This window comes from Cupriavidus nantongensis, from assembly GCF_001598055.1.
Taxonomy (GTDB): Bacteria; Pseudomonadota; Gammaproteobacteria; order Burkholderiales; family Burkholderiaceae; genus Cupriavidus; species Cupriavidus nantongensis.
This window is the reverse complement of record NZ_CP014844.1, coordinates 1,435,275-1,453,972: the sequence shown is the minus strand read 5'-3', so window position 1 is coordinate 1,453,972 and position 18,698 is coordinate 1,435,275. Positions and strand designations below refer to the sequence as shown.

The 18,698-nt window shown below is 71.3% G+C and carries 12 protein-coding genes and 1 pseudogene; 9 read left to right on the top strand and 4 right to left on the bottom strand.

Annotated elements, in window-relative coordinates; genetic code table 11:
* Positions 1 to 120: 120 nt before the first annotated feature.
* From A2G96_RS06685 to mprA, 4 genes and pseudogenes are all read left to right on the top strand, one after another.
* Complete coding sequence (locus A2G96_RS06685) at positions 121 to 1,038, top strand: NAD kinase (protein ID WP_062797914.1); 918 nt, start codon at positions 121 to 123, stop codon at positions 1,036 to 1,038.
* Between the two features lie 67 nt (positions 1,039 to 1,105).
* Positions 1,106 to 2,857 carry a DNA repair protein RecN gene (gene recN / locus A2G96_RS06680; RefSeq protein WP_062797912.1) on the top strand — a complete coding sequence of 584 codons (1,752 nt, stop codon included), beginning with the start codon at positions 1,106 to 1,108 and terminating at the stop codon, positions 2,855 to 2,857.
* Between the two features lie 56 nt (positions 2,858 to 2,913).
* On the top strand, positions 2,914 to 3,360 hold the full coding sequence (locus tag A2G96_RS06675) for a hypothetical protein (RefSeq protein ID WP_062797910.1): 447 nt from the start codon (positions 2,914 to 2,916) through the stop codon (positions 3,358 to 3,360).
* Between the two features lie 151 nt (positions 3,361 to 3,511).
* Positions 3,512 to 5,163, top strand: a pseudogene (gene mprA / locus A2G96_RS06670) (MprA protease, GlyGly-CTERM protein-sorting domain-containing form).
* Between the two features lie 15 nt (positions 5,164 to 5,178).
* Here mprA and rrtA read toward each other — a convergent pair.
* The gene (gene rrtA, locus A2G96_RS06665; protein ID WP_062797908.1) at positions 5,179 to 5,823 is read right to left on the bottom strand and encodes a rhombosortase; all 645 of its coding nucleotides are present in this window, start codon (positions 5,821 to 5,823) and stop codon (positions 5,179 to 5,181) included.
* The gene (glnE, locus tag A2G96_RS06660) at positions 5,813 to 8,695 is read right to left on the bottom strand and encodes a bifunctional [glutamate--ammonia ligase]-adenylyl-L-tyrosine phosphorylase/[glutamate--ammonia-ligase] adenylyltransferase (protein WP_470290491.1); all 2,883 of its coding nucleotides are present in this window, start codon (positions 8,693 to 8,695) and stop codon (positions 5,813 to 5,815) included. The genes rrtA and glnE overlap by 11 nt, the downstream gene beginning before the upstream one ends.
* Before the next feature lie 259 nt (positions 8,696 to 8,954).
* Between glnE and A2G96_RS06655 the strand changes: the two genes are divergently transcribed.
* The 5 genes from A2G96_RS06655 (at position 8,955) to aroG (ending at position 17,273) form a co-directional block, all read left to right on the top strand.
* Positions 8,955 to 13,331: a YhdP family protein gene (locus tag A2G96_RS06655; RefSeq protein WP_174549294.1), complete on the top strand. Its 4,377-nt coding sequence runs from the start codon at positions 8,955 to 8,957 to the stop codon at positions 13,329 to 13,331.
* 18 nt (positions 13,332 to 13,349) lie between these two features.
* Positions 13,350 to 14,186, top strand: coding sequence for a carbon-nitrogen hydrolase family protein (locus A2G96_RS06650; RefSeq protein ID WP_062797903.1), 837 nt, complete (start codon positions 13,350 to 13,352; stop codon positions 14,184 to 14,186).
* A 96-nt stretch (positions 14,187 to 14,282) separates the two neighbouring features.
* Positions 14,283 to 15,743: a metalloprotease TldD gene (tldD, locus tag A2G96_RS06645; protein WP_062797901.1), complete on the top strand. Its 1,461-nt coding sequence runs from the start codon at positions 14,283 to 14,285 to the stop codon at positions 15,741 to 15,743.
* 157 nt (positions 15,744 to 15,900) lie between these two features.
* Complete coding sequence (locus A2G96_RS34245; RefSeq protein WP_257733209.1) at positions 15,901 to 16,029, top strand: hypothetical protein; 129 nt, start codon at positions 15,901 to 15,903, stop codon at positions 16,027 to 16,029.
* A gap of 164 nt (positions 16,030 to 16,193) precedes the next feature.
* Entirely contained in the window at positions 16,194 to 17,273 is a 1,080-nt protein-coding gene (aroG, locus tag A2G96_RS06640; protein WP_062797899.1) for a 3-deoxy-7-phosphoheptulonate synthase AroG, read from the top strand.
* A gap of 42 nt (positions 17,274 to 17,315) precedes the next feature.
* Here the strand turns inward: aroG and A2G96_RS06635 are convergent, their stop codons facing one another.
* Both A2G96_RS06635 and A2G96_RS06630 read right to left on the bottom strand, forming a co-directional pair.
* Positions 17,316 to 17,861, bottom strand: coding sequence for a nitrous oxide reductase accessory protein NosL (locus tag A2G96_RS06635; protein ID WP_062797897.1), 546 nt, complete (start codon positions 17,859 to 17,861; stop codon positions 17,316 to 17,318).
* The gene (locus A2G96_RS06630) at positions 17,861 to 18,697 is read right to left on the bottom strand and encodes an ABC transporter permease (RefSeq protein WP_062797895.1); all 837 of its coding nucleotides are present in this window, start codon (positions 18,695 to 18,697) and stop codon (positions 17,861 to 17,863) included. The genes A2G96_RS06635 and A2G96_RS06630 overlap by 1 nt, the downstream gene beginning before the upstream one ends.
* Position 18,698 lies beyond the last annotated feature (1 nt).

Here is an 18,698-nt window from a genome sequence, read left to right as displayed (position 1 = left end):
CCGATTTTACGCAAGTTTTGGACCTTCTGGCGGACCGGCCCGATGTGCCGCCAGATGGGCTGTCGGATGGGCCGCCGGCGCCTGCTGACAACGGTCACGGCGGTATGGTCTAATCCCGGCATGTCCGCCCCAGCCAAAGCCAGCGCCGTGCGCACTCCATTCAAGACCGTCGCCCTGGTGGGCAGGTACTCCACCGCCGGCATCGAAGGGCCGCTGGAAGAGATCGCCTCCTATATCCTGCGCAACGGCCAGGATGTGGTGTTCGAGCGCGAGACCGCGCTGGCCACCGGGCTGACCGCCTACCCCGCCCTGTCCGCCGAAGAGATCGGCACGCAGGCCGACGTCGCCGTGGTGCTGGGCGGCGACGGCACGCTGCTGGGCATCGCGCGCCAGCTGGCCGGTTATGACGTGCCCCTGATCGGCGTCAACCACGGGCGGCTCGGCTTCATGACCGATATCGCGCTGGAAGACGCGCACACCGTGCTGCCCGACATGCTCGACGGCCGCTACGAGTCCGAGACCAGGCTGCTGCTGGCCTCGCGCGTGGTGCGCGACGACATGGACATCTTCTCCGCGCTTGCGCTTAACGATGTGGTGGTGAACCGCTCCGGCATCTCCGGCATGGTCGAGCTGGCGGTTTCGGTCGACGGCCACTTCATGTACAACCAGCGTTCCGACGGCCTGATCGTGTCGACCGCGACGGGCTCGACGGCCTACGCGCTGTCGGCCGGCGGGCCGATCCTGCATCCCACGCTGTCGGGCGTGGTGCTGGTGCCGATCGCCCCGCATGCGCTGTCGAACCGGCCGATCGTGCTGCCGCACGACGCCGAGGTCACGATCGAGGTGGCGAGCGCGCGCGACGCCAGCGTCAACTTCGACATGCAGTCGCTGACCTCGCTGCTGCCGGGCGACCGCATCGTGGTGCGGCGCTCGCACAAGACCATCAACCTGCTGCACCCGGTGGGCTACAACTACTACGCCACGCTGCGCAAGAAGCTGCACTGGCACGAATACCCGTCCGAAGACAACCGCCTCTGAGCGCCATCCAGCCGCCCCTCAGCCCGAGCCCGACCGTTCATCGGACCGACCACCCTTCTCCGCCACGATGCTGCGCAGCCTGTCCATCCGTGATTTCGTCATCGTCGACACCCTCGACCTGGACTTCGCCTCCGGCTTTACCGTGTTCACCGGCGAGACCGGCGCCGGCAAGTCGATCCTGATCGACGCCCTGGCGCTGGTGCTGGGCGAGCGCGCCGATGCCGGCGTGGTGCGCGAAGGCGCGCCGCGCGCCAGCGTCAGCGCCACCTTCTCGACCCATCCCGCGCTCGATGCCTGGCTGGCCGAGCGCGAGCTCAACAGCGAAGAAGACGGCGGCGTGCCGACCGTGCTGCTGCGACGTACCGTCGATGCGGGCGGCCGCAGCAAGGCCTTTATCAACGGCGCCGCCGCCACCCTGGCGCAGCTGCGCGAAGTCGGCGACCAGCTGGTCGACATCCATGGCCAGCATGCGCACCAGCAGCTGCTGCGCCCCGATGCGCAGCGGCTGCTGTTCGACGCCCACGCCGGCCTGACCCAGCAGGCCGCCGCGGTGGCCGAGGCCTGGCGCGCCTGGCGTGCCTGCGTGCGCCAGCGCGAAGCGGTCGAGCACCAGTCGCGCGAGATGCAGCTCGAGCGCGAGCGGCTTGAATGGCAGGTGGGCGAGCTCGACAAGCTCAATCCGCAGCCCGGCGAATGGGACGAGATCCAGTCGGAGTACAACCGGCTCTCGCACGCCGCCGGCCTGATCGACGGCAGCCGCGCCGCGCTCGACGCGCTGTCCGAGGCCGACGGCTCGGTGCTGTCGGCGCTCAACGGCATCGTGCACCGGCTGCAGCAGCTGGCCGATGTCGACCCCGCGCTGCGCGACGTGCTGGCCGCGCTCGAGCCGGCGCAGGTGCAGGCCGAGGAAGCCGCGCATTCGCTGACGCGCTATGTCGACCGGCTCGAGCTCGACCCCGAGCGGCTGCAGGTGGTGGAAGAGCGCATGCAGGCGCTGCACGCGACCGCGCGCAAGTACCGCCTGCCGCCCGAGCAGCTCGCCGACGAGCTGGTCGCGCGCCGCCAGCAGCTCGACGACCTGCAGGCCGCGCAGGACCTGAACAAGGTGATGGCGCGCGAGGCCGCGGCCAAGGCCGCCTACCTGACGCTGGCGCAGCATCTCAGCCATGCCCGCAAGCAAGCCGCGCAGGCGCTGTCGGGCGCGGTCACGGACGCGATGCAAGGCCTGTCGATGGCCGGCGGCAGCTTTGTCGCGGCGCTCAATGCGCTCGACGAAGGCCAGAGCTACGGCCTCGAGCAGGTCGAGTTCCTGGTGGCGGGCCACGCCGGCGTCAGCGCGCGCCCGCTGGCCCGGGTCGCGTCCGGCGGCGAACTGGCGCGCATCAGCCTGGCGATCTCGGTGATCACCAGCGAAGCCTCGCCCACGCCGACGCTGATCTTCGACGAGGTCGACACCGGCATCGGCGGCGCGGTCGCCGAGGTGGTCGGCCGGCGCCTGCAGGAACTCGGCCGCGCGCGCCAGGTGCTGTGCGTGACCCACCTGCCGCAAGTGGCGGCGCAGGCCGGCACGCACCTGCTGGTCAGCAAGGAAACCACGGCCGAGGCCGACGCCTCGGTGACGCGCTCGCGCATCCGCGTGCTCGACCCGGCCGGCCGCGTGGTCGAGACCGCGCGCATGCTGGGCGGCGCCACCGTCACCGCCACCACGCTGCAACATGCCGAGGAGATGCTGGCGCAGGGCATGGCCGACAGCGGCGCCGGCCAGCCCGCGCGCGCGGGCAAGGACGGCAAGCGCAGCCGCCGCGCGGCCGCCGGCTGAGGCTCGCGCCACCTTGCGTGGCATCGCGCTAATTTACTTATCGACAGGAGCTTCCCATGACCCGCCCAGTGCCGCATACCGGCCACCGCCCGCGCGCCTCGCTGCGCGCGGTGCTGGCCATTGCCACCGCCGCCTCGGCCGCACTGCTGGCGCTGTCCGCCTGCCAGGCGCAGCACAGCGCTTCGGCACCGCCGCCCGGCAGCATCAGCGACGACCGTGCGCTGGGCGACATCATGGTCCGCTTCAAGCCGCCCGCGGTGGACATGTCCGAAGACGCGGGCAAGCTGCTGGCCGAGATCAAGGGCCCGATCCGCTACGTGGTCAAGCGGCCGATGTCGGGCGGGGTCTGGCTGGTCACGGCGATCTCGCCGTCTGCCGACGCCACCATAGACCAGGCCGTCGACACGCTGCGCGCGACGCCGCGCATCGAGACCGCCGAACCCGACCGGCTGCTCAAGCCCAGCCGCAATATCCCCACCAGCCGCGACATGCCGGCGCGCTAGCGTGGGGCCGAATCTGTACGGAATGCCGCATTAACGAACGCGAACGATGCCAAAGCCGCCCTTGCACAAGCCGGCGGCATCGTATTCGCTACATAACATGCCCACGCGCCGGCCCGGCCCGCGCGCGCTACGCCCCAGGGAGGAGAAATCCATGCCGCACTCCGCGCTGTCCGCGCTGTCCGCGTTGTCCGTTCCTTGCCGCAGCTTCGCGGCCCGCCGCTGGCGGGTCATCGCCCTGGCCGCCGCCGCTGCATGCGGCGCGGTCCCGACCGGCACGGCGCTGGCAGCCGGCGTGCAGTCCGCACCGGCCTATACCGGCCATATCATCGTGCGCTGGCGCGATGGCAGCACCGCGGTCGACGGCAGCGGCAAGTCGCCCGCCGCCGCCGAGGCCCTCAAGCAGCTGAGCGAACGCACCGGCATCGCCTTGTCGCAACGCCGGGCCATGGGCGGCAACCTGCAGCTGCTGCAGGTCGCCGACGCCCTTGCCGCCGACCCCGAAGCCGCAGCGGCGCGGCTGCGCCAGGACCCGCGCGTGGCCGACGCCGTGCCCGACCGCTGGCTGCGCCTGCACGACACCCTGCCCGACGATCCCGAGTTCCAGGTCAACCAGCCGTACCTGAAGGGCACCGGCACCGCGGTCGGCGGCGTCAACCTGCCGCGCGCATGGGACCGCACCCGTGGCAGCACAGGCATGGTGGTGGCGGTGGTGGACACCGGCATCCTGCCCCATCCCGATCTGCAGGGCCGGCTGCTGTCCGGCTTCGACTTCATCAGCACCACCACGGTTTCCAATGACGGCACGGCCGCGACGGCGATCCGACCGATGCCGGCGACGGCCTGCCGGCTGGCTTCACCTGCCCGGGCAGCAGCACATCCACGCCCGAGCCCACCAATAACAGCTGGCATGGCACGCGCGTGGCCGGCGTGCTGGGCGCAGCGACCAACAACGCGCGCGACATCGCGGGCGTCGACTGGAATGCGCGCATCCTGCCGGTACGGGTCTCGGGACGCTGCGGCGCGCTGCTGTCCGACACCGTCGACGGCATGCGTTGGGCCGGCGGCCTGCCGGTGCCCAACGTGCCGGACAACCCGAACCCGGCGCGCGTGGTCAATATCAGCCTGGGCGGCGGCACCTGCAGCAGCATCGAACAGCAAGCCGTCAACGACCTGAATGCGCGCGGTGTGGTGGTGTTGGCCGCGGCCGGCAACAACCGCGGCGCGGTCGAAGCGCCGGCCGACTGCAACGGCGTGATCGCGGTCACCGCGCACGCCAACGACGGCGAGAACGCGAGCTATGCCAACGTCGGTCCGCAGGTGGCGATCAGCGCGCCGGGCGGCGGCTGCGGCAACTCCCAGGTGGTCGACGGCTCCCCACCCCGCTGCACGGTCACGCCTTCGGTGATCCGCACGCTCAGCAACGACGGCAAGACATCGCTGGGCAACTACGTGGTGGCGTCGTCGGCAGGCACCAGCTTCGCCACGCCAATGGTCTCGGGCGTGGTGTCGATGATGTTCGCGCTCAACGGCTCGCTGACGCCCGCGCAGGTCACCGCGGCGCTGAAGAGTTCGGCGCGCCCGCATCCCTCCGGGACGTTCTGCACCACCAATCCCGGTGTGTGCGGCGCGGGCCTGCTCGATGCCGACGGCGCGCTGCTGGCCGCGCTGGCCATGCCGCCGGCCCCGGCCGCGCCGGCACCGGCTGCGGATGGCGGCGGTGGCGGCGGCGCGGTGCCGCTGTGGAGCGCGTTGCTGCTGGCGGTAGCGGGACTGTTCAGCTTCGCACTGCGCCGTCGCGGCTAGCGGCCACGGTGATAATCAGGCGGCGGCGTCGTTATCGCCCGCCGGCCGCCGCGCCAGCCACCACTCCTGCAACACCCAGCACAGCAGGCCGGCCACGGCGCCGGCCGCATGCGCCACGCGCACCACGCCGAAGCCCCACGCCGGATCGAACACCACCGGCGCCAGCCACGACTGTTCCACCCAGACCTTGGCCAGCACGCCCAGGCACAGCAGCACGCCGGTGATGCGCGCCAGTCCCGGCGCGCGCAGCAGCCCCAGCGCGCCCCACAGCGCCAGCCCGTGCAGCGCGCCCGAGAGCCCGCCGTACCAGGCAATCGCCGGCACGCGCAGCAGCACCAGCTGCACCGCAATGCCGCACGCCACCAGCACCAGCAGCAGGCTGCGCACCCGCGCCACGCGCGCGCAGATCGCCAGCACGCCGGTGGCGGCAAGCATGTCGGCCAGCCAGTGATGGCCGTCCAGGTGCACCCACATCGCCGTGGCCAGGCGCCACCACTGGCCGTCCGCCCGCACCGCATCGCGCAGGTACAGGCCATGCGCGTGCCACCACGGCAGGAAGGTGAACGCCGCCGACAGCGCCCATACCAGCGCCACCGCCGCCAGCAGCCCCGGCCACGATGCGCCGGCCGGTGCCGGCGGCGCCGCGGCGTCAGTCCTCACCGAACACGGCCCGCCACAGCGTGCCCACCGCCGCGACCTGCGCGGCCATCGACGCCGGCGCCACGCGCGCATGGACCTGGCCGTCGAGGCGCAGCTGGTGCTGGCGCGCGCGGAACAGCCGGTAGGCGTCGCCCACCGCCAGCGCCAGCGTGGCATCGATCAGGCCCAGCTCGCCGGCCTCGCGCAGCAGCGCGATATTGCCGGCGTTGCGCGTCAGCTGCGGATGCGCGCGGCTGTGCAGCAGCACCAGGTACTGCACCGTGAATTCGATATCGACCATGCCGCCGCGATCGTGCTTCAGGTCGAACAGCTCGGTGGGGTTGGGATGGCCTTCGGCCACCTTGCGGCGCATCTGCGCGATCTCGGCGCGCAGCGCCGCGGCGTCGCGCTCCTGGCACAGCACCTCGCCGCGCAGCGCCTCGAAGCGCGCGCCGATGGCGGCGTCGCCGGCGCAGAAGCGCGCGCGCGTCAGCGCCTGGTGTTCCCACACCCACGCGGTGTTGTCGCCTTCGCGCAGCTGGTAGCGGCGGAACGCGTCGAAGCTGGTCACCAGCAGGCCGGCCGCACCATTGGGGCGCAGCCGCGTGTCGACGTCGAACAGCGCGCCGGCCGCGGTATGGCTGGTAAGCCAGGTGATCAGGCGGCGCGCATAGGCGGCATAGACCTCGGGCGCGCGCTCGTGCTCGTCGTCGTAGAGGAAGATGATGTCGAGGTCCGAGGCATAGCCCAGCTCCTTGCCGCCCAGCCGGCCATAGGCGATCACGGCGAAGCGCGGCACCTCGCGGTGGCGCGTGGCGAGCTGGCGCCACACCGTTTCCAGGGTCGCGTCGAGCATGGCGTCGGCCAGGTCCGACAGGCGGTCGGCCACCTGCTCGACGGTCAGCATGCCCTGCAGGTCCTGCAGCAGAACGCGGAAGGTCTCGGCATGGTGCTCGCGGCGCAGGATGTCCATCTGCTGCTCGACCTGCCCTTCCGCAGCCAGCAGCCGCTCATGCAGGCGCTTGCGGAACGCGGCCCAGTCGGGCGCGCCGGCGAGCGCGTCGCTGTCGAGCAGCTCGTCCAGCAGTTGCGGATGGCGCGTCAGGTAGGCCGCGGCCCAGCGCGAGGCGTGCAGCGTCTGCGCGACGCGGTCCATCGCCTGCGGGTATTCGGACAGCAGCGACAGGTAGGAGGCGCGCCGGCTGATCGCCTCGAGGAAATCGATAAAGCGCCCGATGGTGCTGTCGGGATCGTCCTGGCGCGCGGCCAGGTCGAGCGCGCGGTTGACCAGCTGGTCGAAGCGCGCGCGGCTGGCTTCGGACAGCGCGCGATAGCGCAGCGACGCGGCGATCGCGCGCAGCCGGTCCAGAAGCGCGTTGCAGTCGGTAAAGCCGGCAGCCTGCAGCCGCGCGCACGGCACCGCGCTGTCGTCCGCGCTGTCGGCCGCACCCTGCGACGGGTCCTGCCGCGGGTTGTCCTGCGCACGCGCGGCGCTGTGTTCCATGACGATGTCCGGCCACAGCGCCTCGCACGGGCCGGCGTCGGGGTCGGAGAAGGTGGCTTCGAACTGCTGCGCGACCGGCTCCTGCAGCTCGGCCAGCCGCGCCAGCAAGGCCGCCCAGTCGGCGCAGCCCATCATCTGCGCCACCGCGCGCTGCTCGTCGGGTGAGGTCGGCAGGTGATGGGTCTGGGCGTCGTCGCGGTATTGCAGCCGGTGTTCGAGCTGGCGCAGGAAGCGGTAGGCGTCGCCCAGCTGGGCCGCCTGGCCGGCTGGCAGCAGGCCGCGCTCGACCGCCACCGCCAGCACCTCGAGCGTCGGCCGGATGCGCAGCGCGGGATCCTGGCCGCCGCGGATCAGCTGGAACACCTGCGCCATGAATTCGATCTCGCGAATGCCGCCCCGGCCCAGCTTGATATTGAACGAGCGCTGGTTGACCCCATGCCCGGGCAGGCCGCCGCTGCGCTTGGCGGCCTCGCTGCGGATCTGCGCATGCAGCGAGCGGATCGCCGCGATCACGCCGTAGTCAAGGTAGCGCCGGAACACGAACGGCGAGGTCAGCCGCGCCAGCAGCCCGGCGGTGCGCTGCGCGTGGGGCGAGTCCAGCGCCGACACCACGCGGCCCTTGATCCAGGCATAGCGCTCCCACTCACGGCCCTGCACCACCAGGTATTCCTCGAGCATGCCCAGGCTGCAGGCCAGCGGCCCGGCATCGCCGTTGGGACGCAGCCGCATGTCGACGCGGAACACGTAGCCATCGGCGGTCACGTCGGCGAGCAGGTTGATCAGCCGGCGGCCGAGGCGGATGAAGTACTCGTGGTTGGACACGGTGCGCGGGCCGCCCTGGGTCTCGCCATCTTCGTCGTAGAGGAAGATCAGGTCGATATCGGACGAGACATTGAGCTCGCGCCCGCCCAGCTTGCCCATGCCCACCACCACCAGCTCCTGCACCTCGCCACTGTGGGCGCCGACCGGGCGGCCGAAGGTGGCGGCCAGATCATCGCCCAGCACCGCGAGGCCGTGCTGGATCGCCAGTTCGGCCAGGTCGGTCATGGCGCCGGTGACCTCGCCCAGCGTGGCCAGGCCGCGCAGGTCGCGCTCGATCACCGCGCACATGACCTCGGCGCGCAGCCGGCGCAGCGCGCGCTTGGCGGCATCTTCGACGTCGGCCGACGGTGCGTGCAGCGCCTGCAGCCGGGTTTCCATCCAGGCGCGCGTGAGCGGCTGCGTCACCGCGGCGGCGAGGATTTCCGGCAAGTCCGGGCGCGCCTGCAGCACGCGCCGCGCGTAGTGCGAGTACGCGGCCGAGTACAATACGTCGCCGCCTGCCCGGGCGCCTGCGCCATCCGGCTGCAGCGCCTGCGCCGCGGTGACGGCAAAGGTGCCGGCAGACATGGTGCCGGGGCCCTGCCCCGGTGCGACCGGCGCCGCCTGGGCGGGTTCCGGTGTGGCGCGCGCGCCACGTTGGTCAGCGGCGTCGCCGGCGGCGGAACTCGTCGGATCAGAGGCAGTCATTCCAGTATTTGAAATGCGAGCAAAAGTGCGAAAGGTGCGGCCAGGGGTACCCCGCCGCGGTGCGCGCAGCTTGCATTTCTTGTTTTAGCCGGCCGGGCACCAGATTGGAGAGCGGCTAGTATTGTCGGATAATCTGCGCATGTCCAGCCGCGCCCCACAACCCGCTGACGGTTCTCCCCCCAATGGCGGCGCGGGCGGGCACGAGGCCGCCACCACGCTGCCCGCCACCCCCGCCGGTTCCCTTGGCATTGACACCCCTGACGCCCCCCGGCGGAACTCCGCGTGGGCGCGCGCCGGGGCGCTCGGCCGCGCCACCGCGCGCGCCGCCGCGGCGGCGGTGCGCCACCCGTTCTGGCGCGGCCTGGCGCGCGCGCTGGTGCGCGTGGCGCTGGTGCTGGCGGTGCTGGCGCTGGCGGCGGGGCTGCTGATCCGCTTCGTGCTGTGGCCGCAGGCCTCGGCCGCGCGCGAGTGGCTGGAACAGCGTGGCTCGCAGGCGCTGTCGGCGCAGGTCAGGATCGGCTCGCTCGATACCTATTGGGACGGCTGGCACCCCGCCTTCCGCGCGCGCGGCCTGAGCGCGGTGGACGGCCAGCAGCGCGCGCTGGTGTCGGCGGCCACGCTCGACGGCAAGCTGGCGTGGCGCTCGCTGGTCAGCATGAACCTGCAGTTCGTCAGCCTCAGCGCCAGCGGCACCGACATCCTGGTGCGCCGCACACCCGAGGGCCGGCTGCTGGTCGCCGGCATGGTGGTCGATGCCACCGGCGGCCAGCAGGACGACGACCGCTTCCTGGGCTGGCTGATGTCGCAGGGGCGCGTGGCACTGTCCGACGGCAAGCTGCGCTGGCTCGATGAAAAGGCGCGGCTGCCGCAGCTCGACATCGGCGAGATCCGCCTCGACACGCGCCGCGACGGCGCGCGCCACAGCTTCCACCTGGAAGCGCGCTCGCCGGCACTGGGCCCGCGCCCGCTCGAGGTGAACTCGACCTTCCGCGACGACTACCTGCACAGCGCCGGCAACTGGCGCCACTGGACCGGCCAGGCCAGCTGGGACCTCGGCCAGCTGCAGCTGCCGGTGCTGCAGCGCTACCTGGCGATGTTCGAGCGCGTCGCCAGCGGCACCTTCAGCACCGACGGCAGCATCGAATTCCGCGACGGGCGCATCGTGCGCAGCCAGACCCGGCTGCGCGCCAGCGGCGTCGACCTGCAACTGGCCGGCGCCGCCGCGCCGCTGCGGCTGGCCAATGCGCAGGCGCTGCTGCTGCACCGGACCGAGCGCGACGGCAGTAACCTGCTGACGGTCGACACGCTGCTGTGGCAGCCGCTGCAGCCTCAGCAGCCGGCGCTGCCCGACGCCGCCAACGCGCCCACGGCGGCCGACGGCAGCTGGCGCGAAGGCATGCGCAAGGTCGCCATCGGCTGGGCCCGAGCCAGGGACGGCACGCTGAGCAAGTTCTCGCTGAAGGCGCCGTCGCTGGACCTGAACACGGTGCGCGCGCTGGCCACCTCGATGCCGATCGATACCGCGGTGCTGCGCCAGCTGCGCGCGCTGCAGCCGGCGGGCCATATCGACAACCTCAACGTCAGCTGGACCCGCGCGCGCACCGGCATGCTCGAGCGCGGCGGCGGCAAGCCCCACTACAGCATCCAGGGCACGCTGCGCGAGGTCTCGGTCAACGGCCAGCCCGCGGTGCCGGCGCTCGACGCCGCCGGGCATCCGCGCCTGGGCACGCCGGGCTTCTCGCGCCTGTCCGGCACCTTCAGCCTCGACGACCAGCAGGGCACGGCGCGCTTCGAGGGCAACGACGCGGCGCTGGTGCTGCCGGGGCTGTTCGAAGACCCGCGCCTGCCGTTCGACCAGATCGCCGGCGACGTGCGCTGGCAGCACCGCGACGGCAAGCTCGCGGTGACGCTGGACGGCGTGCGCTTTGCCAATGCCGACGCCGCCGGCTCGGTGCGCGGCACCTGGCGCGAAGGCGGCGACGGCGTCTCGGGCATCGCCAACCTGGCCGGCGAGATGAGCCGCGCCAGCGTCGCGCGCGTGCCGCGCTACCTGCCGCTGAGCATTCCCGCCGCGACCCGCCATTACCTGTCCGGCGCGCTTGCCGGCGGCGAAGCCGCCGGGGTCAGCTTCGTGCTGCGCGGCGACCTCGCGCACTTCCCGTTCCACGCGCCGCACGAGAAGGCGGGCGAGTTCCGCGTCGAGGTGCCGATCGAACGCGTCAGCTACCAGATCGCGCCGCACGACGCGGGCCACGCGCCGGCCCACGCGCCAGCCCACGGCGCCAGCGCATCGTCGTGGCCGGTGTTCACCGACATCGCCGGGCGCGTGGTGTTCGACCGCGGCGGCATGACCTTCCTGGCGCGACGCGCCACGGTGCAGGACATTGCCGGCGTCACGCTGCACGATGTCAGCGGCCGCATCGACGACCTGAGCCCGCGCGGCAAGCTCGCCATCGACGGCAGCGCCACCGGACCGGTGCAAGGCTTCGTGCGCTACATCAACGCGTCGCCGGTGCGCGAATGGACCGGGCACGTCGCCGACGCGGCCCGGGCCGGCGGCAATGGCGACCTGAAGCTCAAACTCGAGATGCCGCTGGAGCACGCCGACGCCGCCAGGGTCGATGGCCGCTTCCGCTTTCCCGGCAACGATGTCGTGCTGAGCCCGCAGCTGCCGCCGCTGGGCAATGCCAGCGGCGTCATCACCTTCAACGAGCGTGGCTTCGGGCTCGAGAACCTGCGCGCGCGCTTTCTTGGCGGCGAGCTGCGCCTTGCCGGCGGCACGCAGCCGGACGGCGCCACACGCGTGAGCGCCACCGGCCAGGCCTCGGCCACGGGGCTGCGCGAGGCCGCCGCGGGCACGGCGCTGGCGCCGCTGGCGGCGCGGCTGGAAGGCGCCACCGGCTACAGCGCGGTGATCGGCGTGCGCGAACGGCAGTTGCAGATCCAGCTGAACTCTGACCTCAACGGCATGGCGCTGCAGCTGCCGGCGCCGCTGACCAAGGCCGCCGCGCCGTCATTGCCGCTGCGCGTGGAGCTGCGCCCGGCCGCGCATGGGGCGAATACCGCCGGCAGCGCGCGCGCCGGCACCGACGAGCTGGCCGTGCAAGTGGGCAATGTGCTGAACGCCCGCTACCTGCTGCGCCGCGATGGCGGCGGTAACAGCAGTAGCGCCAGCAACGGCTTCGAAGTGCTGGCAGGCGGCATCGGCGTGCAGCAGGCGCCGCCGCCGCCGGCGGCCGGCGTCAGCGCCGCGGCCACCTTCGACCGGCTCGATATCGATGCCTGGCGCGCGGCCTTCGCCCTTGGCGGCGGCAGCACGGCTGGCGCGGGCGCGGGTGCCGACGAGGCGCCCTCGCCATTCCTGCCCAACCGCATCGCGCTGCGCGCGCGCACGCTGCACGGCATGGGCCGCACGCTGGACGAGGTCGCGCTCGATGCCAGCCGCGAGGCCGACGGCTGGAACGCCAGGATCGAGTCGCGCCAGGTGGCCGGCGCGGTGCAATGGCGCCCGGGCGCGACGGCTGCCGCCGGTTCGCTGCGCCTGCGCCTGGCGCGGCTGAACGTGCCCGATGCCAACGACGAGCACAACGTGGTCGATGCGCTCGCCAGCAGCATCGACACCTTGCCCGCGATCGACCTGGTCGCCGACCAGTTCATGCTGCGCGGCCACGACTTCGGCAAGCTCGAAGTCAGGGCGCATACCGAGACCGGCGCCGGCGGCACCGATCCGGTCTGGACCCTGGACAAGCTGCAGATCGAACAGCCCGGCGCCACCCTGACCGGCAACGGCAGCTGGCGCGTGCCGCGCCGCCTGCGCGCCGACGCCAGCGCCGAGCGCCGCACGCTGCTGTCGTTCGCCATCGACGTGCGCGATGCCGGCGCGACGCTGGACCGGCTGGGGCTGCCGCATACGCTCAGCGACGGCAAGGGCAAGCTCGAGGGCCGCGTGGCGTGGCGCGGCTCGCCGCTGTCGATCGACTACCCGACGCTGACCGGCAAGCTGTCGCTGGACCTGGAAAACGGCCAGATCCTCAGCGTCGAGCCGGGCGCGGCGCGCCTGCTGGGCGTGCTCAGCCTGCAGGGCCTGCTGCGCTTTGCCACGCTGGACTTCCGCACGCTCTCGGGGCGCGGGCTGCTGTTCGACAGCATCGCCGGTACCGGCACCATCGAGAACGGCGTCGGCACGATCCAGGACTTCAGGCTGCGCAGCCCGCAGATCATCGCCAGCATGAGCGGCACCGCCAACCTGCTGCGCGAGACCCAGGACCTGCACGTGGCGGTGGTGCCGCGCATCAACGCCACCACCACGTCGATCGCCGCGGCCTTTATCAACCCGGCGCTGGGCATCGGCACGCTCGCGGCGCAGCTGCTGTTCGCCGACGAGTTCTCCAAGATGTTCACCCAGCACTACCGGATCTCGGGCAGCTGGGCCAACCCACAGGTCGGCAAAGTGGAGGACAATAAGGCGCAAGGCCCGACCTTCCAGAACCGCGCGGACCCGGCCTTCCCGCGCTAGAAGAAGATGCCGCCCCCCATGACGCCTGCCACTCCACCCAGCCCTGCCCCGTTCCGCGTTGCCGCCGTGCAGACCGTGACCGGCACTTCGCTCGACGCCAACCTGGCGCGCGCCGAGGCGCGCATCGCCGAGGCCGCCGCCGGCGGCGCCGAGCTGGTGCTGCTGCCCGAGTACTTCTGCATCATGGGCCGCGCCGAATCCGACAAGGTCGCGGTGCGCGAGCACGACGGCGACGGCCCGGTGCAGCAGTTCCTGGCCGACGCGGCACGCCGCCATGGCATCTGGCTGGTCGGCGGCACGCTGCCGATGTGGTGCGACGACCCGCAGCGCGTGTACAACACCTCGCTCGCCTTCAACCCGCGCGGCGAGCGCATCGCGCGCTACGACAAGATCCACCTGTTCGGCTTTACCCGCGGCACCGAAAGCTATGACGAATCGCGCACCATCCTGGCCGGGCGCACGCCGGTCAGCTTCGACGCGCCGTGCGGCCGGGTGGCGATGTCGGTGTGCTACGACCTGCGCTTTCCGGAGCTGTACCGCGGCCTGGCCGCCGACGGCGGCACCAGCCTGATCCTGATGCCGGCCGCCTTCACCTACACCACCGGGCAGGCCCACTGGGAAATCCTGCTGCGCGCCCGCGCCATCGAGAACCAATGCTATGTGCTGGCGGCGGCGCAGGGCGGCAAGCACGAGAACGGCCGGCGCACCTGGGGCCATTCGATGCTGGTCGACCCGTGGGGCGAAGTGCTGGCGATGCTGCCCGAAGGCGAAGGCGTGGTCGGCGGCGTGATCGACCCGGCGCGGCTGGAGGAAGTCCGGCAGAACCTGCCGGCATTGCGGCACCGGGTGCTGTAGCATGTACGCAACTGCGGGGGCCGATGGCGCCCCCGCCAACAGGATCGATTGCCGCGCCGGCCAGCCCGCGCGGCCCAAGGAAAAAAAGGACCTCTCATGAACGCCGGCGATCTCGGAATCCGCAACCTGGCCACCGCGCAGCAACTGCTGCTGGCACCGTACGGCCTGGACGAAGCCAGGCTCCAGCGCGTGCTGGCCGATATCTTCACGCACAAGGTCGACTACGCCGACCTGTACTTCCAGTACACCCGCAACGAGGCCTGGAGCCTGGAAGAAGGCATCGTCAAGTCGGGCAGCTTCAGCATCGACCAGGGCGTGGGCGTACGCGCGGTCTCGGGCGACCGCACCGCGTTCGCGTATTCGGATGAGATCAGCCTGCCCGCGCTGTCGCAGGCGGCAGCCGCCACGCGCACCATCGGCCGTGCCGGCAGCGGCCGCGTCAAGGTTGCCGGCCAGCTGGCCACGCATGCGGGCCGCAACCTGTACACGCCCAACGACCCGCTCGACTCGATGAGCGCGGCGGAAAAGGTGGCGCTGCTGGAGCGCATCGAGCGCATGGCGCGCGCCAAGGATCCGCGCGTGGTGCAGGTGATGGCGGGCCTGGCCGGCGAGTACGACGTGGTGCTGGTGGCGCGCAGCGACGGCGTGATCGCCGCCGACGTGCGCCCGCTGGTGCGGGTCTCGGTCACGGTGATCGCCGAACAGGGCGGGCGCCGCGAGATCGGTTCGTCCGGCGGCGGCGGCCGCTATGCCTACGGCTATTTCACCGACGACCTGCTGCAGCAGTACGTGGACGAGGCGGTGTCGTCGGCGCTGGTCAACCTGGATGCGCGCCCGGCCCCGGCCGGCGCCATGACGGTGGTGCTGGGCCCGGGCTGGCCCGGCGTGCTGCTGCACGAGGCGGTCGGCCACGGGCTGGAAGGCGACTTCAACCGCAAGGGCTCGTCGGCGTTCGCCGGGCGCATGGGCGAACGCGTCGCGGCCAAGGGGGTGACCGTGGTCGACGACGGCACGCTGGCCAACCGCCGCGGCTCGCTCAACCTCGACGACGAAGGCAACCCGACCCAGTGCACCACGCTGATCGAGGACGGCATCCTGCGCGGCTATATCCAGGACACGCTCAACGCGCGCCTGATGAAGATGCCGGTCACCGGCAACGCGCGCCGCGAAAGCTATGCCGCGCTGCCGATGCCGCGCATGACCAACACCTACATGCTCAACGGCGACAAGGATCCGCAGGAGATCATCGCCAGCGTCAAGCGCGGCCTGTATGCGGTCAACTTTGGCGGCGGCCAGGTCGACATCACCAACGGCAAGTTCGTGTTCTCGGCGAGCGAGGCCTACATGATCGAGGACGGCAAGATCACCTACCCGGTCAAGGGCGCGACGCTGGTCGGCAACGGCCCCGAATCGCTCAAGGACGTGACCATGATCGGCAACGACATGCGGCTCGATTCGGGCGTGGGCGTGTGCGGCAAGGAAGGCCAGAGCGTGCCGGTGGGCGTGGGCCAGCCGACGCTGCGCATCGAGAATATGACGGTGGGCGGGACCGCCTGAGGCCGCTGGCGAGCTCCCTGTCGCGCTTGCGCGAGAGGGAATGGCCCAGCAGCGGGCAAGACCGCCGCACGTCCTGCCATGGCTGCGGCGACACTTGCCAACCCTGGCAAAAGGCGCTATAAAGATGCTTCGTCGCGCGGCCAGCAGCCAATGCGCAATGAAAATTACCGAAGCGCCGCGCAATTTCCTGCCTTTCTGCCACGCAGTGCAGCATAAATCCGGCGCCCGCGAAGTAAATCGTTTCAAGCTGACCCAAGCCAACGCCTTTTCCCGCCATGTCCGCTAAGTTTTACTTTTACTTTTTTGGCGATCTCACACCGCTGGCGGATAGGGAGGGATGGCTGTAAGCAGCGCCCCGAATACAAAAAAAACCGCCAGCGACCCTGGCGGTTTTTTTATGCCCTTTGTTTTCCCACACCCTCACGACCTCACAAGAATCCTGGAGCCATCATGCTGAAGAACACCGACGACCTGCGCATCCGCGAACTCAAGGAGCTGCTGCCGCCCGCGCACCTGATCCGCGAGTTCGGCTGCTCCGAACAGGCTTCGGACGTCATCTACGGCGCGCGCCAGGCCATGCATCGCATCCTGCACGGCATGGATGACCGGCTGATCGTCATCATCGGCCCGTGCTCGATCCACGATACCCGCGCCGCGCTCGAATACGCCAAGCTGCTCAAGGTGCAGCGCGAGCGCTTCGCCGGCGAGCTCGAGGTGGTGATGCGGGTGTATTTCGAAAAGCCGCGCACCACGGTGGGCTGGAAGGGTCTGATCAACGACCCGCACATGGACGGCAGCTTCAAGATCAACGACGGCCTGCGCACCGCGCGCGAGCTGCTGCTGACCATCAGCGAAATGGGCGTGCCGACCGGCACCGAGTACCTCGACATGATCAGCCCGCAATACATCGCCGACCTGGTCAGCTGGGGCGCGATCGGCGCGCGCACCACCGAGTCGCAGGTGCACCGCGAGCTGGCGTCGGGACTGTCGTGCCCGGTCGGCTTCAAGAACGGCACCGACGGCAACGTCAAGATCGCGGTCGACGCGATCAAGGCCGCGTCGCAGCCGCACCATTTCCTGTCGGTGACCAAGGGCGGGCACTCGGCGATCGTGTCGACCTCGGGTAACGAGGACTGCCACGTGATCCTGCGCGGCGGCAAGGCGCCCAACTACGATGCCGCCAGCGTGCAGGAAGCGTGCGACGCCATCGCCAAGGCCGGCCTGGCCTCGCGCCTGATGATCGACGCCTCGCACGCCAACAGCAGCAAGAAGCACGAGAACCAGATCCCGGTGTGCGCCGAGATCGGCCGCCAGATTGCCGCCGGCGACCAGCGCATCATCGGCGTGATGGTCGAATCGCACCTGGTGGCCGGGCGCCAGGACCACGTGCAGGGCCAGCCGGTCGAAGAGCTGACCTACGGCCAGTCCGTCACCGATGCCTGCATCGGCTGGGACGACTCGGTCAAGGTGCTCGAGGGCCTGGCCGAATCGGTGCGCCAGCGCCGGCTGGTGTCGGGCAGCGGCAACTGAGTCGCCATTGCAGTCACGACGGCGGGCACCCGGCCCGCCGTGCTACATCCGGCTGTCGTGCATCGCGCCGCCGCTGAGGTCGGCCAGTTCCGGCGTCACCTCGGCGTAGCGCAGCAGTTTCCCGCCATGGCGGGCAGCGAAGGCGGCTGCATCGCTTTCCGTCCTGAAGCTCGCCAGCGTCGGCCCCATCGCGCCGTGGCGCCGGCTGCCGGCGACGTAGATGCCAGTGGTGGCGTCGAACCAGTGGCCGCGCGGCTGCTCCCAGTCGGCGCGCGCCATGTCCTGCACGAACGCCGCGCGCACCGGCCGCAGCTGTTCCGGCCGCAGCAGCGCGTGGAACATCTCTACCGGATCGCAGAACCAGTGCGGGCGCGCCTCGCCCGCATAGAACACCTGCGCCTTGGGCCCGGCGTAATCGGCCAGCAGCATGCCGTCCAATGCGCAGGCGGTGGCGGCGTCGAATTCCTGCGGCTGTGCCGGGGCCTCCGGCTCGCGGCCGCAGCCGGCGAGCAGCACGGCGCCGCCGGCAAGGGTCAGCAACAGGTGGCGGCGATGCCATGAGAACTGGGAACACAGCGGGGTACACATTAGCGGAAACTCCTGGCGGCAAGGCCCAGCGGCACGGCGATCCACGCCAGCAGCGCCGCGCCGGTCGGCCACGGGCTGGCCAGCGCGGGCGGCACGATGCTGGCAACGCCCCCGGCGCTGCGCAGCTGGTCCAGTGAAAAGGCATTGACGATGCGAAACAGGTCGGCGGGGTTGAGCAGCAGCAGCCACGCGATCCAGTCGGTGGCGGCATGCTGCGCGTCCGCGCCGCTGCCGGCGACCAGCATGCCGAGCAGCAGCAGGTCGAACACCAGCACGAAGAAGAACCACAGCCCGATCGCCAGCCCCGACGCCTGCGCGCGGTCGCGGCTCAGCACCGACAGCCACAGCGCCAGGCTCAGGAACGCCAGCCCGAGCAGCACCGCGCTGGCGACAAAGCCGAAGTAGTGATACAGGCCCGCCCAGCCGAACTGGCGCGCCAGCAGCAGCGCCATCAGCGCAAAGCCGCCGGCCGTGGCCAGCACCAGCGCGGCGGCCAGGCCGAGGTACTTGCCCAGCAGCAGCTCGCCGCGCGTCAGCGGCAGCGACAGCAGCAGGTCGAGCGAGCCGCGCTCGCGCTCGCCCACCACGGCGTCGAAGCCGAGCAGCAGCGCGATCATCGGCACCAGGTAGATCACCAGGCTGGCCAGGCTGGTGATGACGAACTCCAGCGAGCGCGGGCCCAGCACGCCCTGCTCGGCCCCACCGAAATAGCCGATCGCCAGCGACAGCGCGGTGAACACCGCCGCCACCGCCAGCACCCAGCGGTTGCGCATGCGGTCGCGGAATTCCCTGCCGGCCAGCGTGGCCACCTGCCGCGCGTCGAACCAGTCGCCCATG